Annotated in this window: 16 protein-coding genes, 1 pseudogene and 1 CRISPR repeat array; of the genes and pseudogenes, 12 read left to right on the top strand and 5 right to left on the bottom strand. The window is 51.5% G+C overall.

Annotation, left to right across the window (positions count from 1 at the left end):
* Window positions 1-93 precede the first annotated feature (93 nt).
* The 4 genes from FQ015_RS00175 to queD all read right to left on the bottom strand — a co-directional run bounded on the left by FQ015_RS00175 (window position 94) and on the right by queD (window position 2,651).
* Window positions 94-669, bottom strand: a complete 576-nt coding sequence (locus tag FQ015_RS00175) for a glycerol-3-phosphate responsive antiterminator (RefSeq protein ID WP_001130254.1) — start codon at window positions 667-669, stop codon at window positions 94-96.
* A 16-nt stretch (window positions 670-685) separates the two neighbouring features.
* Window positions 686-946 carry a ferredoxin family protein gene (locus tag FQ015_RS00170; protein ID WP_032185005.1) on the bottom strand — a complete coding sequence of 87 codons (261 nt, stop codon included), beginning with the start codon at window positions 944-946 and terminating at the stop codon, window positions 686-688.
* Entirely contained in the window at window positions 937-2,208 is a 1,272-nt protein-coding gene (locus FQ015_RS00165) for an FAD-dependent oxidoreductase (protein WP_160523549.1), read from the bottom strand. The genes FQ015_RS00170 and FQ015_RS00165 overlap by 10 nt, the downstream gene beginning before the upstream one ends.
* Window positions 2,209-2,285: 77 nt before the next feature.
* Window positions 2,286-2,651, bottom strand: coding sequence for a 6-carboxytetrahydropterin synthase QueD (queD, locus tag FQ015_RS00160; RefSeq protein ID WP_001329795.1), 366 nt, complete (start codon window positions 2,649-2,651; stop codon window positions 2,286-2,288).
* A 315-nt stretch (window positions 2,652-2,966) separates the two neighbouring features.
* Here queD and cysJ point away from each other — a divergent pair, with 315 nt between their 5' ends.
* The 12 genes and pseudogenes from cysJ to cas2e all read left to right on the top strand — a co-directional run bounded on the left by cysJ (window position 2,967) and on the right by cas2e (window position 16,458).
* On the top strand, window positions 2,967-4,766 hold the full coding sequence (gene cysJ, locus FQ015_RS00155) for an NADPH-dependent assimilatory sulfite reductase flavoprotein subunit (RefSeq protein WP_097399354.1): 1,800 nt from the start codon (window positions 2,967-2,969) through the stop codon (window positions 4,764-4,766).
* The gene (cysI, locus tag FQ015_RS00150; protein ID WP_160523548.1) at window positions 4,766-6,478 is read left to right on the top strand and encodes an assimilatory sulfite reductase (NADPH) hemoprotein subunit; all 1,713 of its coding nucleotides are present in this window, start codon (window positions 4,766-4,768) and stop codon (window positions 6,476-6,478) included. The genes cysJ and cysI overlap by 1 nt, the downstream gene beginning before the upstream one ends.
* Before the next feature lie 73 nt (window positions 6,479-6,551).
* Window positions 6,552-7,286, top strand: a complete 735-nt coding sequence (gene cysH / locus FQ015_RS00145; RefSeq protein ID WP_000039850.1) for a phosphoadenosine phosphosulfate reductase — start codon at window positions 6,552-6,554, stop codon at window positions 7,284-7,286.
* 263 nt (window positions 7,287-7,549) lie between these two features.
* On the top strand, window positions 7,550-7,702 hold the full coding sequence (locus FQ015_RS00140) for a Hok/Gef family protein (RefSeq protein ID WP_000956457.1): 153 nt from the start codon (window positions 7,550-7,552) through the stop codon (window positions 7,700-7,702).
* Window positions 7,703-7,895: 193 nt separating this feature from the next.
* A pseudogene (gene cas3, locus FQ015_RS00135) lies at window positions 7,896-10,596 on the top strand (CRISPR-associated helicase Cas3').
* Window positions 10,597-10,693: 97 nt separating this feature from the next.
* Entirely contained in the window at window positions 10,694-12,256 is a 1,563-nt protein-coding gene (casA, locus tag FQ015_RS00130; protein ID WP_160523546.1) for a type I-E CRISPR-associated protein Cse1/CasA, read from the top strand.
* Window positions 12,253-12,789, top strand: coding sequence for a type I-E CRISPR-associated protein Cse2/CasB (gene casB / locus FQ015_RS00125; protein WP_000029337.1), 537 nt, complete (start codon window positions 12,253-12,255; stop codon window positions 12,787-12,789). Before casA ends, casB begins: the two co-directional genes overlap by 4 nt.
* A gap of 14 nt (window positions 12,790-12,803) precedes the next feature.
* Complete coding sequence (gene cas7e, locus FQ015_RS00120) at window positions 12,804-13,859, top strand: type I-E CRISPR-associated protein Cas7/Cse4/CasC (RefSeq protein ID WP_000206455.1); 1,056 nt, start codon at window positions 12,804-12,806, stop codon at window positions 13,857-13,859.
* A gap of 10 nt (window positions 13,860-13,869) precedes the next feature.
* The gene (cas5e, locus tag FQ015_RS00115) at window positions 13,870-14,616 is read left to right on the top strand and encodes a type I-E CRISPR-associated protein Cas5/CasD (RefSeq protein ID WP_000085046.1); all 747 of its coding nucleotides are present in this window, start codon (window positions 13,870-13,872) and stop codon (window positions 14,614-14,616) included.
* A complete protein-coding gene (gene cas6e / locus FQ015_RS00110) occupies window positions 14,598-15,248 on the top strand; it encodes a type I-E CRISPR-associated protein Cas6/Cse3/CasE (protein WP_160523545.1) in 651 nt (216 codons plus the stop codon). The genes cas5e and cas6e overlap by 19 nt, the downstream gene beginning before the upstream one ends.
* Window positions 15,245-16,168 carry a type I-E CRISPR-associated endonuclease Cas1e gene (gene cas1e, locus FQ015_RS00105; protein ID WP_000144840.1) on the top strand — a complete coding sequence of 308 codons (924 nt, stop codon included), beginning with the start codon at window positions 15,245-15,247 and terminating at the stop codon, window positions 16,166-16,168. Before cas6e ends, cas1e begins: the two co-directional genes overlap by 4 nt.
* Window positions 16,165-16,458: a type I-E CRISPR-associated endoribonuclease Cas2e gene (gene cas2e, locus FQ015_RS00100; RefSeq protein ID WP_000063171.1), complete on the top strand. Its 294-nt coding sequence runs from the start codon at window positions 16,165-16,167 to the stop codon at window positions 16,456-16,458. Before cas1e ends, cas2e begins: the two co-directional genes overlap by 4 nt.
* A 96-nt stretch (window positions 16,459-16,554) precedes the next feature.
* Window positions 16,555-16,827: direct repeats of the CRISPR family, unit length 29 nt; unit sequence GTGTTCCCCGCGCCAGCGGGGATAAACCG.
* A gap of 82 nt (window positions 16,828-16,909) precedes the next feature.
* Here cas2e and iap read toward each other — a convergent pair.
* Entirely contained in the window at window positions 16,910-17,947 is a 1,038-nt protein-coding gene (gene iap, locus FQ015_RS00095; RefSeq protein ID WP_160523544.1) for an alkaline phosphatase isozyme conversion aminopeptidase, read from the bottom strand.
* Window positions 17,948-18,165: the final 218 nt, after the last annotated feature.

Genomic DNA, 18,165 nt, shown 5'->3' with positions numbered 1-18,165 from the left:
ATAAGACGCGTCAAGCGTCGCATCAGGCGCTGAATGCCGGATTTGGCATGTGGCCTACAAATCACACAAATTCAATTCGTTACGATTATCTCGTCAAAGCAATTTTTTCGCTAACGTCCAGACCCCGGTATTCGTGGTAGAAAGCGCCACTACACCGGCGTTAATCGCATTACGCGCATCTTCTTCATCGCACACCAGCCCGCCAGCAATCAGCGGCTGGTGGATTTTCTCCGTTACCCAGCCCAGCACTTTAGGCATACAGCCTGGCAGAATTTCAATACAATCAGGATTCGATTGCGCAACCTGCTTATCAATGTTGTGAAAAGAAATCGAGTCGACAATAAACAAGCGATGAATACAGAAAAAGCCTTCCGCTCTCGCCGCTTTTAGCATTGACGCTTTGGTACTGATAATGCCGTCCGCCTCGGTCACCAGTTTCAGAAACTGAATTACTACTTCTTTATTTGACGCGCCTTCCAGCAAATCGACATGAATAAAAGCATATTTTCCGGCGTTCTTAATCTTTTTGACGATATGACTGATGGTACAAATATTGCCGTATAACACGGAAATAAACTGGCATTCAGAATCGATTGCCAACTGCAGGCTGGCATTATCTTTAACGGCAGCAATCACCGGATTCTGGCGGAGCAGATGTAAGAGGGGCATAAATTATCCTTATTATTTATCCAAAGCGGTAGGTGATGCCGAATCCGGAAGGCGGATAGCGCCACTGTTGTAGCGTTTTTTCATCGCACAGCAAACGGCAGGTGCCGCACTCCAGACAATTACGATAATCAACGTGCAAATCACCTTCCGGTGTGAGCGAAAAAAGACCAGCCGGACAAGCGTTAATCAACCGTTCTGCCGTCTGGCGCTCAACGGAGTCAGCCGGAACAATATGTGGCGCATCAGCAGCGCGCCAGAGATTACGGGCTACAGACATCGAATACTCCTGACAACATCGCCCGCCAGATGCCACAGGCCATGACGACGTAAATGACGCCAGAGCAACTGGCGCAGCGGTGGAACAGGTTTATCACCCTGATCCCATAAATCGCGGGAAATATCCTGCATTAACGCAGGCCACGCACGGTACCATCCAGGGCGTTGCAAAAGCGCCGGAACATGCTGATAGCGCTGTAGAACATCACACAGCAGGCTGCGCTCTACGTTGTAATGATAAAGCGGAAACAGATTTTGCGGCTCGCGGTGCTGGCAGGCGCTTATCAGCGTTTGTGCCGCCGCCTGTGCGCCAGCCAGCGCCATATCCATGCCGCGCACGGAAATTCCGGTATTGACGCAACTGCGCAACGTATCGCCCACCAGCAGCCAGCCGTTACCGGCGTATTGCACCGGCATACTGTGCAAGCCACCTTCTGGCACCAGATGCGCACCATACTCCAGTGATTCCGTGTTTTTGATAAGCGGGCGCACTGCCGGATGCGTTTTAAAGCGAGCCAGCAGCTCGCTTGCCGGAACACGACTTTGCGTAAGTGAAGAGAGCGGGCAAACAATCCCTAACGAGAGCGTTTGTTGATTAGTATAAAGAAATGCGCCGCCGGGTAAGTCATCACAGATTCCGCCGCTGAACAGCAACGCTGCGCCTTCGTTATTCTCCAGATGAAAACGTTCTTCAATAGCGGATGTTTCCAGTGACAGAACTTCTTTAATCCCCAACGCCATCACTTCGCCAGCAGGACGAGTCACTAACCCGTGACGCTCAGCCAGGACGCTGTTGGCACCTTCTGCCAGCACCACATAACGGGCGCGGAGAATATCGTCACCACAAATGACACCACACACCCTGCCGTTTTCTTCATACAGCGCATCTACCGTCGCACCAGGGATGCATTCGACACCTTCTTTTTCGGCTTCGGCAACCAGCCACGGATCGAACCGTGCACGTAATACGCTCCAGGATTCACCGCCGGGCTGTAAGCTGGAAAACGTCGTTGCGCCATCCGGCGTTAGCAGAGAAAGACTTTCGTGAGTGATGCGTCGTTCAAGAGGCGCGGTCAGGTGAAACTGAGGGAGGAGTTCCGCGAGCGCATGGGTGTATAAACGCCCGCCGGAAAGGTTTTTACTGCCGGGAATTTCAGCGCGTTCCAGTAACAGAACGGATAAACCTGCCCGCGCGCAGCGTAAAGCGCAAGCGGTGCCTGCTATACCCGCACCAATAATAATAATGTCGCAGTCGTCTTCCATGTCATGCCCCAGATATCCAGAGCGCAACACCCTAACATAGCGTTACTTAAGGGAAATTGACCGCCGACACACTCTTATCATTCGCCGCGATAGATGCAACCTGCGGTGCAGGTTTCTTTCACCATAACCGCACTTAACAGCGGAACAACCGGTTTAACCTGATCCCAAATCCATTTTGCTAAAACCTCGCTGGTCGGGTTTTCCAGGCCAGGAATATCATTGAGATAATAGTGATCGAGGCGATCATAGGTTGGTTTAAATGCCGCTTTCAGTTCAGCGAAATCGATAATCCAGCCCGTATGCGGATCGACTTCCCCGGTAATTTCCAGTCGCACCATAAAGGAATGCCCGTGCAGGCGACCACATTTATGTCCTTCCGGGACGTGTGGTAAGCGGTGAGCGGCTTCGAAGGTGAAATCTTTAAATAACGTGGTGGACATCATAATTTCTCTACATGACGATAAAACCGCCGTAGAGTACCGGAAAGCCTGTTTTTTCGCATTATCTAAAACGCCTTTGTTGCGCAAAATCGCTGATTTATCTTGATGATGGGCAATATTCATTTGTTTTTCATTGGGTTGATTAATCTATTTTGTTGTTAAAGACTATTGCTAAAACAGGTTAGTCGATTTGGTTATTAGTTATCGCTATCCCGTCTTTAATCCACACCGTTCACCCCGTTAACCTTACCTTCTCTTCTGTTTTATGGGCGCTGACAGGGCGCAGAAACAGCTTTGCTTACTGGAACATAACGACGCATGACGACACAGGTCCCACCTTCCGCGTTGCTTCCGTTGAACCCGGAGCAACTGGCACGCCTTCAGGCGGCCACGACCGATTTAACTCCCACCCAGCTTGCCTGGGTTTCTGGCTATTTCTGGGGCGTGCTCAACCAGCAGCCTGCTGCGCTTGCAGCGACGCCAGCGCCCGCCGCAGAAATGCCGGGTATAACTATTATCTCCGCTTCGCAAACCGGCAATGCGCGCCGGGTTGCTGAAGCATTACGCGATGATTTATTAGCGGCAAAACTGAACGTTAAGCTGGTGAACGCGGGCGACTATAAATTCAAACAAATCGCCAGCGAAAAACTGCTCATCGTGGTGACGTCAACGCAAGGTGAAGGGGAACCGCCGGAGGAGGCCGTCGCGCTGCATAAGTTCCTGTTCTCCAAAAAAGCGCCGAAGCTGGAAAACACCGCGTTTGCCGTGTTTAGTCTCGGCGATAGCTCTTATGAATTTTTCTGCCAGTCCGGGAAAGATTTCGATAGCAAGCTGGCGGAACTGGGCGGTGAACGCCTGCTCGACCGTGTCGATGCCGACGTTGAATACCAGGCTGCTGCCAGCGAGTGGCGCGCCCGCGTGGTCGATGTTCTTAAATCGCGCGCGCCTGTCGCAGCACCTTCACAATCCGTCGCCACTGGCGCGGTAAATGAAATCCACACCAGCCCGTACAGCAAAGACGCGCCGCTGGTGGCGAGCCTCTCTGTTAACCAGAAGATTACTGGACGTAACTCTGAAAAAGACGTTCGCCATATCGAAATTGACTTAGGTGACTCTGGCCTGCGTTATCAGCCGGGTGACGCGCTGGGCGTCTGGTATCAGAACGATCCGGCACTGGTGAAAGAACTTGTCGAACTGCTGTGGCTGAAAGGCGATGAACCTGTCACCGTCGAGGGCAAAACGTTACCTCTGAACGAGGCCCTACAGTGGCACTTCGAACTGACCGTCAACACCGCCAACATCGTTGAGAACTACGCCACGCTTACCCGCAGTGAAACGCTGCTGCCGCTGGTGGGTGATAAAGCGAAGTTACAGCATTACGCCGCGACGACGCCGATTGTCGATATGGTGCGTTTTTCACCGGCACAGCTTGACGCTGAAGCCCTGATTAATCTGCTGCGTCCGCTGACCCCGCGCCTGTACTCCATCGCCTCCTCGCAGGCGGAAGTCGAGAACGAAGTACACGTCACCGTTGGTGTGGTGCGTTATGACGTGGAAGGCCGCGCCCGTGCTGGCGGTGCCTCCAGCTTCCTTGCGGATCGTGTGGAAGAAGAGGGCGAAGTCCGCGTCTTTATCGAACATAACGACAACTTCCGCCTGCCAGCCAACCCGGAAACGCCGGTGATTATGATTGGTCCAGGCACCGGCATCGCGCCGTTCCGCGCCTTTATGCAGCAACGTGCCGCTGACGAAGCGCCGGGTAAAAACTGGCTGTTCTTTGGCAACCCACACTTTACGGAAGATTTCCTCTATCAGGTGGAGTGGCAGCGCTACGTCAAAGAGGGCGTGCTGACACGTATTGATCTTGCCTGGTCGCGCGATCAAAAAGAAAAAGTTTACGTACAAGACAAACTGCGCGAACAGGGCGCAGAGCTGTGGCGCTGGATCAATGACGGTGCCCACATTTATGTCTGCGGCGACGCTAATCGCATGGCGAAAGACGTTGAACAGGCACTTCTGGAAGTGATTGCCGAATTTGGTGGCATGGACACCGAAGCGGCGGATGAATTTTTAAGTGAGCTGCGCGTAGAGCGCCGTTATCAGCGAGATGTCTACTAATGAACGAAAAACATCCAGGGCCTTTAGTGGTCGAAGGAAAACTGACAGACGCCGAGCGCATGAAGCTTGAGAGCAACTACCTGCGCGGGACCATTGCGGAAGATTTAAACGACGGTCTGACCGGCGGCTTTAAGGGCGACAACTTCCTGCTGATCCGTTTCCACGGTATGTATCAGCAGGATGACCGCGATATCCGCGCGGAACGTGCTGAACAGAAGCTGGAACCGCGTCATGCGATGCTGCTGCGCTGCCGTCTGCCGGGTGGGGTGATCACCACTAAACAGTGGCAGGCGATCGATAAATTTGCCGGTGAAAACACCATTTATGGCAGCATTCGCCTGACCAACCGCCAGACGTTCCAGTTCCACGGCATTCTGAAAAAGAACGTCAAACCGGTGCACCAGATGCTGCACTCGGTCGGTCTTGATGCGCTGGCGACTGCTAACGACATGAACCGTAACGTACTCTGCACCTCGAACCCTTACGAGTCGCAGCTGCACGCGGAAGCCTATGAATGGGCGAAGAAAATCTCTGAACATCTGCTGCCGCGTACCCGCGCCTATGCGGAGATCTGGCTCGATCAGGAGAAAGTCGCCACCACCGATGAAGAACCGATCCTCGGTCAGACTTATTTGCCGCGTAAATTCAAAACCACGGTAGTGATCCCGCCGCAGAACGATATCGATCTGCACGCCAACGACATGAACTTTGTGGCGATCGCGGAAAACGGCAAACTGGTGGGCTTCAACCTGCTGGTGGGCGGTGGGCTTTCTATCGAACACGGCAACAAGAAAACCTACGCCCGTACCGCGAGCGAGTTTGGTTATCTGCCGCTGGAGCATACGCTGGCGGTGGCGGAAGCGGTCGTTACCACTCAGCGTGACTGGGGTAATCGTACTGACCGTAAAAACGCCAAAACCAAATACACGCTGGAGCGCGTGGGTGTTGAGACGTTTAAAGCAGAAGTGGAACGTCGCGCGGGGCTCAAATTTGAGCCGATCCGTCCTTATGAATTTACCGGACGCGGCGATCGTATCGGCTGGGTAAAAGGGATCGACGACAAATGGCACCTGACGCTGTTTATCGAAAATGGTCGAATTCTTGATTATCCGGGGCGTCCGCTGAAAACTGGCCTGCTGGAGATCGCGAAGATCCACAAAGGTGATTTCCGCATTACGGCGAACCAGAATCTGATCATCGCCGGTGTACCGGAAAGCGAGAAAGCGAAGATTGAGAAGATCGCCAAAGAGAGCGGATTGATGAATGCCGTCACGCCGCAGCGCGAAAACTCAATGGCCTGCGTGTCATTCCCGACTTGCCCGTTGGCGATGGCGGAAGCGGAGCGTTTCCTGCCGTCGTTTATCGATAACATCGATAATTTAATGGCGAAACATGGTGTCAGCGATGAGCATATCGTGATGCGTGTAACAGGCTGCCCGAACGGTTGTGGTCGCGCGATGCTGGCGGAAGTGGGCTTGGTGGGTAAAGCGCCTGGGCGCTACAACCTGCATCTTGGTGGCAACCGCATTGGGACACGTATCCCACGGATGCATAAAGAAAACATCACCGAGCCGGAAATCCTGGCGACGCTTGATGAACTGATAGGGCGCTGGGCGAAAGAACGTGAAGCGGGTGAAGGCTTCGGCGACTTTACGGTGCGTGCGGGCATCATTCGCCCGGTGCTCGATCCGGCGCGTGATTTGTGGGATTAACCATCAGTCCAGTCTTGTAGGCCTGATAAGACGCGTAAGCGTCGCATCAGGCAAGGCAAACAGTGAGGAATCTATGTCCAAACTCGATCTAAATGCCCTGAACGAACTGCCGAAGGTAGATCGCATTCTGGCGCTGGCGGAAACTAACGCCGAGCTTGAAAAACTGGATGCTGAAGGCCGCGTTGCCTGGGCGCTGGATAATCTGCCCGGTGAATATGTGCTTTCTTCCAGCTTCGGTATCCAGGCGGCGGTTAGCCTGCATCTGGTGAATCAGATTCGCCCGGATATTCCGGTGATCCTCACCGATACCGGTTATCTGTTTCCGGAAACCTACCGCTTTATTGACGAGTTAACGGACAAACTCAAGCTCAACCTGAAAGTGTACCGCGCTACCGAAAGCGCCGCCTGGCAGGAAGCACGCTACGGCAAACTGTGGGAACAGGGCGTTGAAGGCATTGAAAAGTACAACGATATCAACAAAGTCGAACCGATGAACCGGGCGCTGAAAGAACTAAACGCGCAAACGTGGTTTGCTGGCCTGCGCCGTGAACAATCCGGCAGCCGCGCTAATTTACCGGTGCTGGCAATTCAGCGTGGCGTATTTAAAGTGCTGCCGATTATCGACTGGGATAACCGAACTATTTATCAGTACCTGCAAAAACATGGCCTGAAATACCATCCATTATGGGACGAAGGATATTTATCGGTCGGTGATACCCATACAACCCGTAAATGGGAACCTGGTATGGCGGAAGAAGAAACGCGTTTCTTTGGCTTAAAAAGGGAATGTGGGCTGCACGAAGGGTAAATATTGCCGGATAAAATAAACGCCTCTGTCAGAAATGATGGGGGCGTTTTTATTTTGCGAGCCGCATTCCGGCATTTAAACGTGAATATAGCAGGGGAAATCAACAGTTATAGAATGGCGTCGGGTGCTTGAGGCTGTCTGGCGTTGAGCATTCGCGAGGTTCCAGATGGACAAAAGCCCCAGGCGATATTTCTATCAACCTGAGGCTCGCGTTCGAACGTAGCAATTCGGATGTTAGTCTCTTCTTTGCAGGGAGGCAAGACATGCTGACAAAATATGCCCTTGTGGCAATCATCGTACTGTGTTGTACAGTACTGGGATTCACGCTGATGGTAGGCGACTCGTTGTGTGAGTTGAGTATCAGAGAACGTGGTATGGAGTTTAAGGCAGTTCTCGCTTACGAACCGAAGAAGTAGCCACCACGCGGGGGTAAAACCCCGCGTATTGAATTGTGATGGTTTGGTCTCCTGCACCCTTTTTCATTTATATTGTTTTTGTGAATATTATGCCTGTGTTTATTATTTATATATATCACAGATGAAAATCATTGAATTATTCATAATGTAAATACTTTATTGAACGATATATATCACAGATAATTTTTAATATATGCGTAAATATCCTTTAAGTTTTACTGAAGGATAAAAACATTGTGACTTTCTTTGATTTCTGGGGAAAAACCCGACGTGGCGAGAAAGAGGGTGGCGACGATTATCACCTTCTTTGCTGGCATTCGCTGGATGTAGCCGCGATAGGCTATTTAATGGTCAAAAACAACTGTTTCGGGCTGGCTGACTATTTTCGTCAATTAGGTTTCGCTGACACGGATCAGGCAGCACAATTTTTCGCCTGGTTGTTGTGCTGGCACGATACTGGAAAATTTGCCCGCTCATTTCAGCAACTTTACCTGCACCCACAACTCAAGGTTCCGGAAGGCGCAAGAAAGAATTACGAAAAGATCTCTCATTCAACGCTGGGTTACTGGTTGTGGAATCATTATTTAATTGAATGTGAAGAGTTGCTTCCCTCATCTTCACTCTCTCCCCGCAAACTTAAACGGGTAATAGAGATGTGGATGCCCATGACAACCGGGCATCATGGTCGGCCTCCTGATCGTATCGATGAACTGGACAACTTTCTGCCTGAAGACAAAGCTGCCGCAAGGGATTTTCTCCTTGAAATCAAGGTACTGTTTCCGCTCATCGAGATCCCTACATTCTGGGATGATGACGAGGGCGTTGAACTTATAAAACATCTTTCCTGGTATATCTCTGCAACCGTCGTACTCGCAGACTGGACGGGATCGTCAACGCGATTTTTTCCACGTGTCGCACACGTAATGGATATTAAAGATTACTGGCAGAAGGCTTTAGTTCAGGCTCAAAACGCATTAACCGTCTTTCCCCCAAAAGCAGAAAGCGCGCCTTTCACTGGAATTAATACGCTGTTTCCTTTTATTGAGAACCCAACACCGTTACAGCAAAAGGTGTTGGATCTGGATATCAGCCAGCCAGGACCACAGTTGTTTATTCTGGAAGATGTGACTGGCGCAGGTAAAACAGAAGCGGCGCTTATCCTGGCGCACAGGTTGATGTCTGCGGGGAAAGCACAGGGTTTGTTTTTTGGTTTGCCAACAATGGCAACGGCCAATGCCATGTACGATAGGCTGGTAAAAACCTGGCTTGCTTTCTATTCGCCACAATCCCGCCCCAGCCTGGTGCTGGCACACAGCGCTCGTTCGCTAATGGATCGCTTTAACGCATCGCTGTGGTCTGGTGATTTTGTGGGGTCAGAAGAACCGGATGAACAAGCGTTCAGTCAGGGATGTGCGGCCTGGTTTGCTGACAGTAACAAGAAGGCGTTGCTGGCTGAAATTGGCGTCGGCACGCTGGATCAGGCGATGATGGCGGTGATGCCGTTCAAACATAATAATCTGCGGCTTCTGGGGCTGAGTAACAAAATCCTGCTAGCCGATGAGATCCACGCCTGTGACGCTTATATGTCGTGCATTCTTGAAGGGCTGATCGAGCGGCAGGCGCGTGGCGGAAACAGCGTTATTTTGCTTTCTGCTACGTTGTCTCAACAGCAGCGTGACAAACTCGTCGCCGCCTTTGCGCGTGGTGCAGAGGGCCAGCAAGAAGCTCCGTTGCTGGAAAAAGATGATTATCCCTGGCTGACGCATGTCACGAAATCCGATGTGCATTCGCACCGGGTAGCGACGCGCAAAGACGTTGAGCGCAGCGTGAGTGTGGGTTGGCTTCATAGCGAACAAGAGTGTATTGCGCGTATCGAATCGGCGGTAAGTCAGGGGAAATGCATCGCCTGGATTCGGAATTCTGTCGATGACGCCATCCAGGTTCATCGTCAGCTGCTTGCCCGCGGCGTCATTCCTGCTTCCAGCCTTTCACTTTTTCATAGCCGCTTTGCTTTCAGCGATCGCCAGCGAATTGAAACGGAGACGCTGGCACGCTTTGGTAAAGAAGACTGTTCACAGCGTGCCGGAAAAGTCCTCATTTGTACTCAGGTCCTGGAGCAGAGCGTCGACTGCGACCTGGACGAAATGATTTCCGACCTTGCCCCTGTTGATTTGCTGATCCAGCGAGCAGGGCGATTACAGCGACATATCCGCGATATTAATGGTCAGTTAAAGCGTGACGGTAAAGACGAGCGTCACCCTCCTGTATTGCTGATTCTGGCCCCCGTCTGGGACGACTCTCCGGGTGAAGAATGGTTTGCCAGTGCCATGCGTAACAGTGCATTTGTCTATCCCGATCATGGGCGAATCTGGTTGACGCAGCGTGTGCTGCGTGAACAAGGCGCGATTCAGATGCCACACTCAGCCCGGCTTCTGATTGAATCAGTCTACGGTGAGGACGTGGTAATGCCGGAAGGGTTTGCCCGCAGCGAGCAGGAGCAAGTGGGCAAATACTACTGCGATCGTTCAATGGCTAATAAGTTTGTGCTGAACTTCAGGCCCGGCTATGCCGCCAATATCAACGATTACCTCCCGGAAAAACTGTCGACACGTCTGGCTGAAGAGTCTGTTTCCCTGTGGCTGGCTAGCTGTATTGACGGTGTAGTGAAGCCTTATGCCACCGGTGCACACGCATGGGAAATGAGCGTTGTCAGAGTGCGCCGAAGCTGGTGGAAAAAACATCGGGATGAGTTTTCTTTACTGGAAGGGGATGCGTTCAGGCAGTGGTGCGTTGAACAGCGGCAAGATCCGGAGATGGCAAACGTGATTTTAGTCACCGATGACGAAAGTTGTGGATATTCGGCTACGGAGGGATTGATTGGCAAGGTTGGTTGAGATGCCTGCGACAGGATTCTCTGAATAGTTGATACACAAAAAAGGATGGAAGGATGGACAACCGACCAGGGATGGTCTTTTTTACGAGAGGATGCGTATGAACTCGTTTTCACTTCTGACAACCCCGTGGTTGCCCGTTCGTTATAAAGACGGAACAACAGGCAAGCTGGCACCAGTCGATCTGGCTGATGAAAATGTTGTCGATATCGCCGCACCGCGAGCAGATTTACAAGGTGCGGCATGGCAGTTTTTGCTGGGGCTACTACAAACCAGCTTTGCGCCAAAAGATCATCGTCGTTGGGATGATATATGGGAAGACGGACTGGAAGCTGAAAAGCTAAGGGAAGCATTGCTATCTTTAGAACATGCTTTCCAGTTTGGCCCAGATTCCCCTTCATTTATGCAGGATTTCGAGGCGCTTACGGGAGATAAAGTTCCTGTCGCTTCGTTACTGCCTGAAATTCCCGGCGCTCAAACAACGAAGTTCAATAAAGACCACTTTATTAAGCGTGGCGTGACTGAACACGTATGCCCTCATTGTTCTGCGTTAGCTCTGTTCTCCCTACAGTTAAATGCACCGTCAGGTGGCAAAGGCTATCGCACCGGTTTGCGCGGCGGTGGGCCGATGACGACGCTGATTGAATTACAGGAATATCAGGGCAATCAACAAACACCCTTGTGGCGCAAACTGTGGCTCAACGTGATGCCGCAGGATGAATCTGACTTACCGCTACCCAAAAAATTTGACGATCTGGTTTTCCCCTGGCTTGGCCCGACGCGTACCAGTGAACTGGCCGGTGCGGTGGTAACTGATGATCAGGTCAACAAACTCCAGGCGTACTGGGGAATGCCTCGGCGCATACGTGTTGATTTTAATACCACGACAGTCGGCAACTGCGATATTTGCGGTGAGCAGAGCGATGCGCTCCTGAGCCTGATGACGACCAAAAATTACGGTGCGAATTATGCCATGTGGCAGCATCCCTTAACGCCCTACCGTGTACCACTTAAAGAGGGCGGCGAGCTTTACTCGGTCAAGCCACAACCGGGCGGTTTAATCTGGCGCGACTGGTTAGGTCTTATCGAAACGGGTAAGTCAGAAAACAATACGGAATTTCCCGCGCTGGTGGTGAAACTCTTTAATGCCAGCAGTCTGAAACAGGCAAAAGTGGGCCTGTGGGGATTTGGCTATGATTTCGACAACATGAAAGCGCGCTGTTGGTACGAACACCATTTCCCGCTACTGCTCAATAAAAAAGAAGGCCAGATACCAAAGCTGCGGCTGGCTGCGCAAACGGCTTCACGGATTCTAAGTCTGTTACGGAGTGCATTGAAAGAAGCATGGTTCTCCGATCCAAAAGGTGCACGGGGTGATTTCAGTTTTGTGGATATCGACTTCTGGAACAAAACTCAGCATCGCTTCCTGAGGTTAGTGCGTCAAATTGAAGAAGGTCAGGAGGCGGATGAATTACTCAGCAAATGGCAAAAGGAAATGTGGTTATTCGCGCGTCAGGATTTTGACGAGCGGGTATTCACTAATCCTTATGAGCCCGTTGATTTGAAACGCGTCATGACCGCGCGCAAGAAATATTTTACAACATCGGCGGAGAAGCAAAGTGCTAAAGCCGCCAGGGAGAAAAAGCAGGAGGCTGCTGAATGAGTATTGTAAAAGAGGAGCACAAAGCCACGCTGCGCAAATGGCACGAGGAATTGCAGGAAAAACGCGGCAATCGTGCCAGTCTGCGGCGTAGTACGACGGTTAATGATGTTTGTTTGTCAGAAGGGTTTCGTTCTCTGCTAATGCAGACCCACACGTTGTGGAAAGTTGAAGCGCAAGAGTGGCGTTTTACCGCACTGGCACTGGTCGCTGCAGTTAGCGCCAATGTAAAAGCCATTGATGAACGGCAGCCTTTTGCCGCGCAGCTGGCGGCAGTAATGTCAGAAGGGCGGTTTTCGCGCCTGTCGGCAGTAAAAACGCCGGATGATTTACTGCGCCAGTTACGTCGCGCGGTCAAATTATTAAACGGTTCCGTCAATCTTATCTCTTTGGCAGACGATATTTTCCGCTGGTGCCAGGAGAGTGACGACCTGCTCAACCATCACCGCCGTCAGCAGCGGCCAACAGAATTTATCCGTATCCGCTGGGCGCTGGAATATTACCAGGCTGGCGACGCCGATAACGAACAAAATTAATAAAGGACTATCTCATGACGACATTTATTCAGCTCCATTTGTTAACCGCTTACCCTGCAGCCAATCTTAACCGTGATGACACCGGTGCGCCGAAAACCGTGGTGCTGGGTGGAGCAACGCGTCTGCGCGTTTCCTCGCAAAGTCTGAAACGTGCGTGGCGCACTTCTGCACTTTTTGAACAGGCGCTGGCGGGCCATATTGGTATTCGTAGTGGGCGTATCGCGCGCGAGGCAGCAACTATCATGATTGAGAAAGGAATCGAAGAAAAAAAAGCCATCGAATGGGCGGCAGATATTGCCGATTATCTTGGTAAAGCCAAAAAAGACAAAAAACCAAAAGATCCGCTCACTAACGCTGAAACTGAACAGCTCGTCCATATCAGCCCGGCAGAATTTGACGCCGTAAAAGCGCTGGCCCATCAACTGGCAGAAGAAAAGCGCGCGCCAAAAGAGGACGATCTCGCTTTGTTACGTAAAGACCGCATGGCGGTAGATATCGCCATGTTTGGTCGTATGCTGGCGAATAAACCCGAGTTTAATGTTGAAGCCGCCTGTCAGGTCGCGCACGCGTTTGGTGTCAGTGAAACGATTGTCGAAGATGATTTTTTCACCGCCGTTGATGATTTGCGCCAGGTCTCTGAAGATGCTGGTGCAGGGCATCTTGGTGAAACTGGATTTGGTTCTGCGCTGTTCTACACCTATATCTGCATTGATAAAGATCTGCTGGTCGAAAACCTCGGCGGTGACGAAGCATTAGCTAATCAGACCCTGCGCGCCTTTACGGAAGCAGCGTTTAAAGTTTCCCCAACCGGTAAACAAAACAGCTTTGCCAGCCGTGCCTACGCCTCCTGGGCGCTGGCAGAAAAAGGCACCGAACAACCGCGTTCTCTGGCGGCGGCTTTCTATGAACCCATTAATGGCACACGTCAGTTAGATGTGGCAGTGCAGCGTATTACAACGCTTCGCGAAAACATGAATACGGTTTACGAACAGAAGACCGAATGCGCAAGTTTTGACGTGATGAACAAACAGGGAAGCATGAAGGACGTGCTGGACTTTATCTGCGCGTAAGGGGCGGCTTATGAGCCAATATCTGATTTTTCAGCTTCATGGGCCAATGGCATCCTGGGGCGTTGATGCACCCGGTGAGGTGCGTCATACCCATGAACTGCCTTCGCGTTCAGCATTGCTGGGGCTGCTGGCTGCCGGGGTAGGGATACGGCGTGATGACACCGAATGCTTAAACGCGTTTAATCGCCACTATTCACTGGTGGTTTGCGCCAGCCGTAACCCGCGCTGGGCACGGGATTATCACACGGTCCAGATGCCAAAAGAGGTGCGTAAAGCGCGTTATTTCAGCCGTCGCGAAGAGTTGAGCGCCCCTGATCTTCTAAGCGCGATTATCTCCCGGCGCGACTACTACACCGATGCCTGGTGGATGGTGGCCGTGGCAACAACAGCTGATGCGCCTTACAGCCTCGAACAGTTGCAGGAAGGTTTACGCCATCCGGTTTTTCCGCTTTATCTGGGGCGAAAAAGCCATCCGCTGGCATTACCCCTTGCGCCGTTACTGCTTGAAGGTAACGCGTCTGATGCCTTACGTAACGCATACCAACAGTATCAGGATCGTTTCCACGAACTGAAAGTCTCACTCCCGAAACTTCAGGATGAATGCTGGTGGGAAGGGGAGCACGATGGCCTGGTCTCGAGCAAAATATTACGCCGCCGGGATGTTCCTTTAAATCGTCAGCAGTGGCTGTTTGGGGAACGCACCGTCAATCAGGGGCCGTGGCTCAGCAAGGAGGAACCATGTACCTCTCAAGAATAACCTTACATACCGGCCAGCTTTCGCCTGCGCAGTTACTGCATCTGGTGGATCGCGGTGAATATGTGATGCATCAGTGGCTGTGGGATCTTTTTCCTGGCGGCAAAGAAAGGCAATTTCTTTATCGTCGGGAAGAACTCCAGGGCGCGTTTCGCTTTTTTGTCCTGTCGCAGGAACGCCCGGCGGAAAGTGAAATGTTCACCATCGAATGCCGGTCATTTGCGCCGGAGCTGCGTACCGGACAATCCCTTTGTTTCAACCTGCGGGCGAATCCAACAGTCTGTAAAGCGGGTAAGCGCCACGATCTGCTGATGGAGGCGAAACGGCAGGTGAGGGGGCAGGCGGAAGGAAGTGATGTCTGGTTGCATCAACAACAGGCGGTGCTGGGCTGGCTGGCTGCGCAGGGAGAGAGAAGTGGTTTTACACTGCTGGATACCTCGGTCGATGCCTACCGACAACAGCAACTGCGGCGGGAAAATGCCCGGCAACTGATCCAGTTCAGTAGCGTGGATTATACGGGGATGCTGACGGTCACCGAGCCAGGGTTATTTCTGCAACGTCTCTGCCTGGGGTATGGCAAAAGCCGGGCGTTCGGCTGTGGTCTGATGTTAATCAAACCCGGAGCAGAGGCGTGACGTTTGTACCACTGAGTCCGATCCCATTAAAAGATCGCACCTCCATGATCTTCCTCCAGTACGGTCAGATCGACGTACTGGATGGCGCTTTCGTGCTGATCGACAAAACAGGGATCCGCACGCATATTCCGGTGGGATCGGTCGCTTGCATAATGCTCGAACCAGGAACGAGAGTTTCCCACGCGGCGGTGCATCTGGCCGCCACGGTGGGGACACTGCTGGTCTGGGTCGGTGAAGCGGGCGTTCGCGTTTACTCCCCCGGACAACCTGGAGGGGCGCGGGCAGATAAATTACTCTACCAGGCAAAGCTGGCTTTAACGGAAGATCTACGGTTGAAGGTGGTGCGCAAAATGTATGAATTACGTTTTCGTGAACCACCGCCAGCTCGCCGTTCAGTGGAGCAGCTACGGGGAATTGAGGGAGCCCGAGTACGCCAGACCTATGCATTACTGGCGAAGCAATATGGTGTGAAATGGAATGGTCGCAACTACGATCCTAAAGACTGGGAAAAAGGCGATGTTGTGAATCGCTGCATCAGTGCTGCCACATCATGCCTGTACGGTATATCTGAAGCGGCGGTATTAGCCGCGGGATATGCGCCCGCTATTGGATTTATCCATAGTGGCAAACCGCTTTCATTTGTTTATGACATAGCCGATATCATTAAATTTGATTTGGTTGTGCCAAAGGCATTTGAAATAGCGGCGAGGCAACCCGCAGAACCAGATAAAGAAGTCAGGTTGGCCTGTCGCGATATTTTCCGTAGCACTAAGTTAACGGGCAAATTAATCCCGTTAATTGAGGAAGTCCTTGCCGCCGGTGAAATTGAACCACCACAACCCGCGCCGGATATGTTACCGCCAGCTATCCCGGAACCTGAAACGCTGGGTGATAGTGGTCACCGGGGGCGCAGCGGATGAGCATGGTCGTGGTTGTTACAGAAAATGTCCCGCCGCGCTTACGTGGACGGCTCGCGATCTGGCTACTGGAAGTGCGTGCTGGTGTTTATGTTGGTGATACATCCAAACGTATTCGGGAGATGATCTGGCAGCAAATCTCCCAACTGGCAGGTTGCGGAAATGTGGTCATGGCCTGGGCGACCAATACCGAGTCGGGTTTTGAATTTCAGACCTGGGGTGAAAACAGACGTATTCCGGTGGATTTGGATGGGTTACGGTTGGTTTCGTTTCTTCCTGTTGAGAATCAATAAGTTACCCGTTCTTTAAAAATAAGGAAATGTTTGAATTTAGTTGGTAGATTGTTGATGTGGAATAAAATTGTTTAAAAACAGATACGTATGCTTAGTGTGTTCCCCGCGCCAGCGGGGATAAACCGGACTCTCGCAGGTTGTGTGCGTGGCCCCGCGCGTGTTCCCCGCGCCAGCGGGGATAAACCGAGACGAAATTCGGTATTGAGATTCAGACCGCAGTGTTCCCCGCGCCAGCGGGGATAAACCGTCAAGGAGCATTAGAATAACTTAAATGGAAAAGTGTTCCCCGCGCCAGCGGGGATAAACCGGATTTATTTTCCTGCCGTTTTAGTGATGATAAGTGTTCCCCGCGCCAGCGGGGATAAACCGCTCTCGGTTCTGGGGTACTGTTACCCATAACTGAGCTCCCCCGCGTCAGCGGGGGAACTCCCAACTCCCATTTTCAAACGCCTCATGACGCCTTCGCCAGTTCCTTCACCAGCGGTAGCATTATCCGCATAACGTCACGGCAGCGACGTTCTATTCTTCCAGGAAGCGCCTTATCAATATGCTGTTGATTATCAAGCCTTACATCATGCCAGCTATTTCCCGCCGGGAAGGCCGGTGTTTTTGCGCGTTGCTGATAACCATCCTTATTTCCAAGATTCCAGTTGGTCGCCTCCACCGAAAGTACCGCAATACCGGCTTTGTCGAAAACTTCTGCATCGTTACAACACCCGGTGCCTTTCGGATAGTTTTTATTCAAACCTGGATTTGTTGTCGCTGCAATCCCATGATTACGCGCAATTGCCAGCGCTCGATCACGGGTTAATTTCCTGACAGCTTCTGGTGTATTTACGCCACTATTAAAATAAAGCTTATCGCCCACGATCAAATTATCGAGATTAATCACCAGCAGGGTATTTTTCTTTTCAGTATCGCTCATGCGCTTGAGTAAATTCTCAGCACCTAATTTCCCTTCCTCTTCACCACTGGTGGCAATAAAACGAATCCCATACTCAGTCGGAATATCTTTCAGGCGCTCTGCCAGTTCAAGCATAACACCAAGGCCTGCGGCATTATCATCCACACCTTGTAATGTTAACCCCCCAAGGTTGGCATCAATATCTGCATCGCTTTGCGGAGCATAGGTATCAAGATGCGCCATGATGATGATTTGCTGGGGCACTTTTCCTTCATGAGCGGCAATCACCGTACTTCCTGTCACGTTATGCCAGCTTTTACGCTTGTTTTTATCGGTGAAGATATAACGGCTATTAAATGTCCGAATATCGCTGCGATAACCCATCTGTTGAAACTGCTGATTGATATAATCGGCAGATAACATTTCTGCAGGAGTTCCGGTCATGCGTCCCGGAAAGAAAGTAGCAATATGTCGTGCCTGTGTATTAGCAAAATCACCAGGTTTAGGTGACGAGGCGTGTACGGGGAGAATAAAGCATACGCCGAGCGCCAGGGCAGCGGTACGGTGGCGCAATGCGGAAAACATAGTGAGTCCTTAAATACCATGCAAATTTTTTTACCGCCATAGTATGAAACTGCCGCTGCGCTAAAACAATTTCAAATCTTCCTAAACGCCCGAAATCCGGTGCCTTAAGCACTTTTTGATATTAGCTTTGCCAAATCGTTATTCCGTTAAGGAACTACTCATTCTAATTGGTAATTTCATTCGTTCTCTTACGCTCCCTATAGTCGAAACATCTGATG

Source organism: Escherichia sp. HH26CH (assembly GCF_009820205.1).
Taxonomy (GTDB): Bacteria; Pseudomonadota; Gammaproteobacteria; order Enterobacterales; family Enterobacteriaceae; genus Escherichia; species Escherichia coli_F.
This window is presented reverse-complemented; position numbering and strand designations above follow the sequence as displayed.

Bases quoted from the DNA above. Each gene is read 5' to 3' on its own strand.
- cysI (WP_160523548.1), top strand. From the start codon at position 4,766: ATGAACGAAAAACATCCAGGGCCTTTAGTGGTCGAAGGAAAACTGACA.
- cas7e (WP_000206455.1), top strand. From the start codon at position 12,804: ATGACGACATTTATTCAGCTCCATTTGTTAACCGCTTACCCTGCAGCC.
- FQ015_RS00165 (WP_160523549.1), bottom strand. From the start codon at position 2,208: ATGGAAGACGACTGCGACATTATTATTATTGGTGCGGGTATAGCAGGC.
- casB (WP_000029337.1), top strand. From the start codon at position 12,253: ATGAGTATTGTAAAAGAGGAGCACAAAGCCACGCTGCGCAAATGGCAC.
- cas2e (WP_000063171.1), top strand. From the start codon at position 16,165: ATGAGCATGGTCGTGGTTGTTACAGAAAATGTCCCGCCGCGCTTACGT.
- cas6e (WP_160523545.1), top strand. From the start codon at position 14,598: ATGTACCTCTCAAGAATAACCTTACATACCGGCCAGCTTTCGCCTGCG.
- iap (WP_160523544.1), bottom strand. From the start codon at position 17,947: ATGTTTTCCGCATTGCGCCACCGTACCGCTGCCCTGGCGCTCGGCGTA.
- FQ015_RS00170 (WP_032185005.1), bottom strand. From the start codon at position 946: ATGTCTGTAGCCCGTAATCTCTGGCGCGCTGCTGATGCGCCACATATT.
- cas5e (WP_000085046.1), top strand. From the start codon at position 13,870: ATGAGCCAATATCTGATTTTTCAGCTTCATGGGCCAATGGCATCCTGG.
- cysH (WP_000039850.1), top strand. From the start codon at position 6,552: ATGTCCAAACTCGATCTAAATGCCCTGAACGAACTGCCGAAGGTAGAT.
- queD (WP_001329795.1), bottom strand. From the start codon at position 2,651: ATGATGTCCACCACGTTATTTAAAGATTTCACCTTCGAAGCCGCTCAC.
- FQ015_RS00175 (WP_001130254.1), bottom strand. From the start codon at position 669: ATGCCCCTCTTACATCTGCTCCGCCAGAATCCGGTGATTGCTGCCGTT.
- FQ015_RS00140 (WP_000956457.1), top strand. From the start codon at position 7,550: ATGCTGACAAAATATGCCCTTGTGGCAATCATCGTACTGTGTTGTACA.
- cysJ (WP_097399354.1), top strand. From the start codon at position 2,967: ATGACGACACAGGTCCCACCTTCCGCGTTGCTTCCGTTGAACCCGGAG.
- casA (WP_160523546.1), top strand. From the start codon at position 10,694: ATGAACTCGTTTTCACTTCTGACAACCCCGTGGTTGCCCGTTCGTTAT.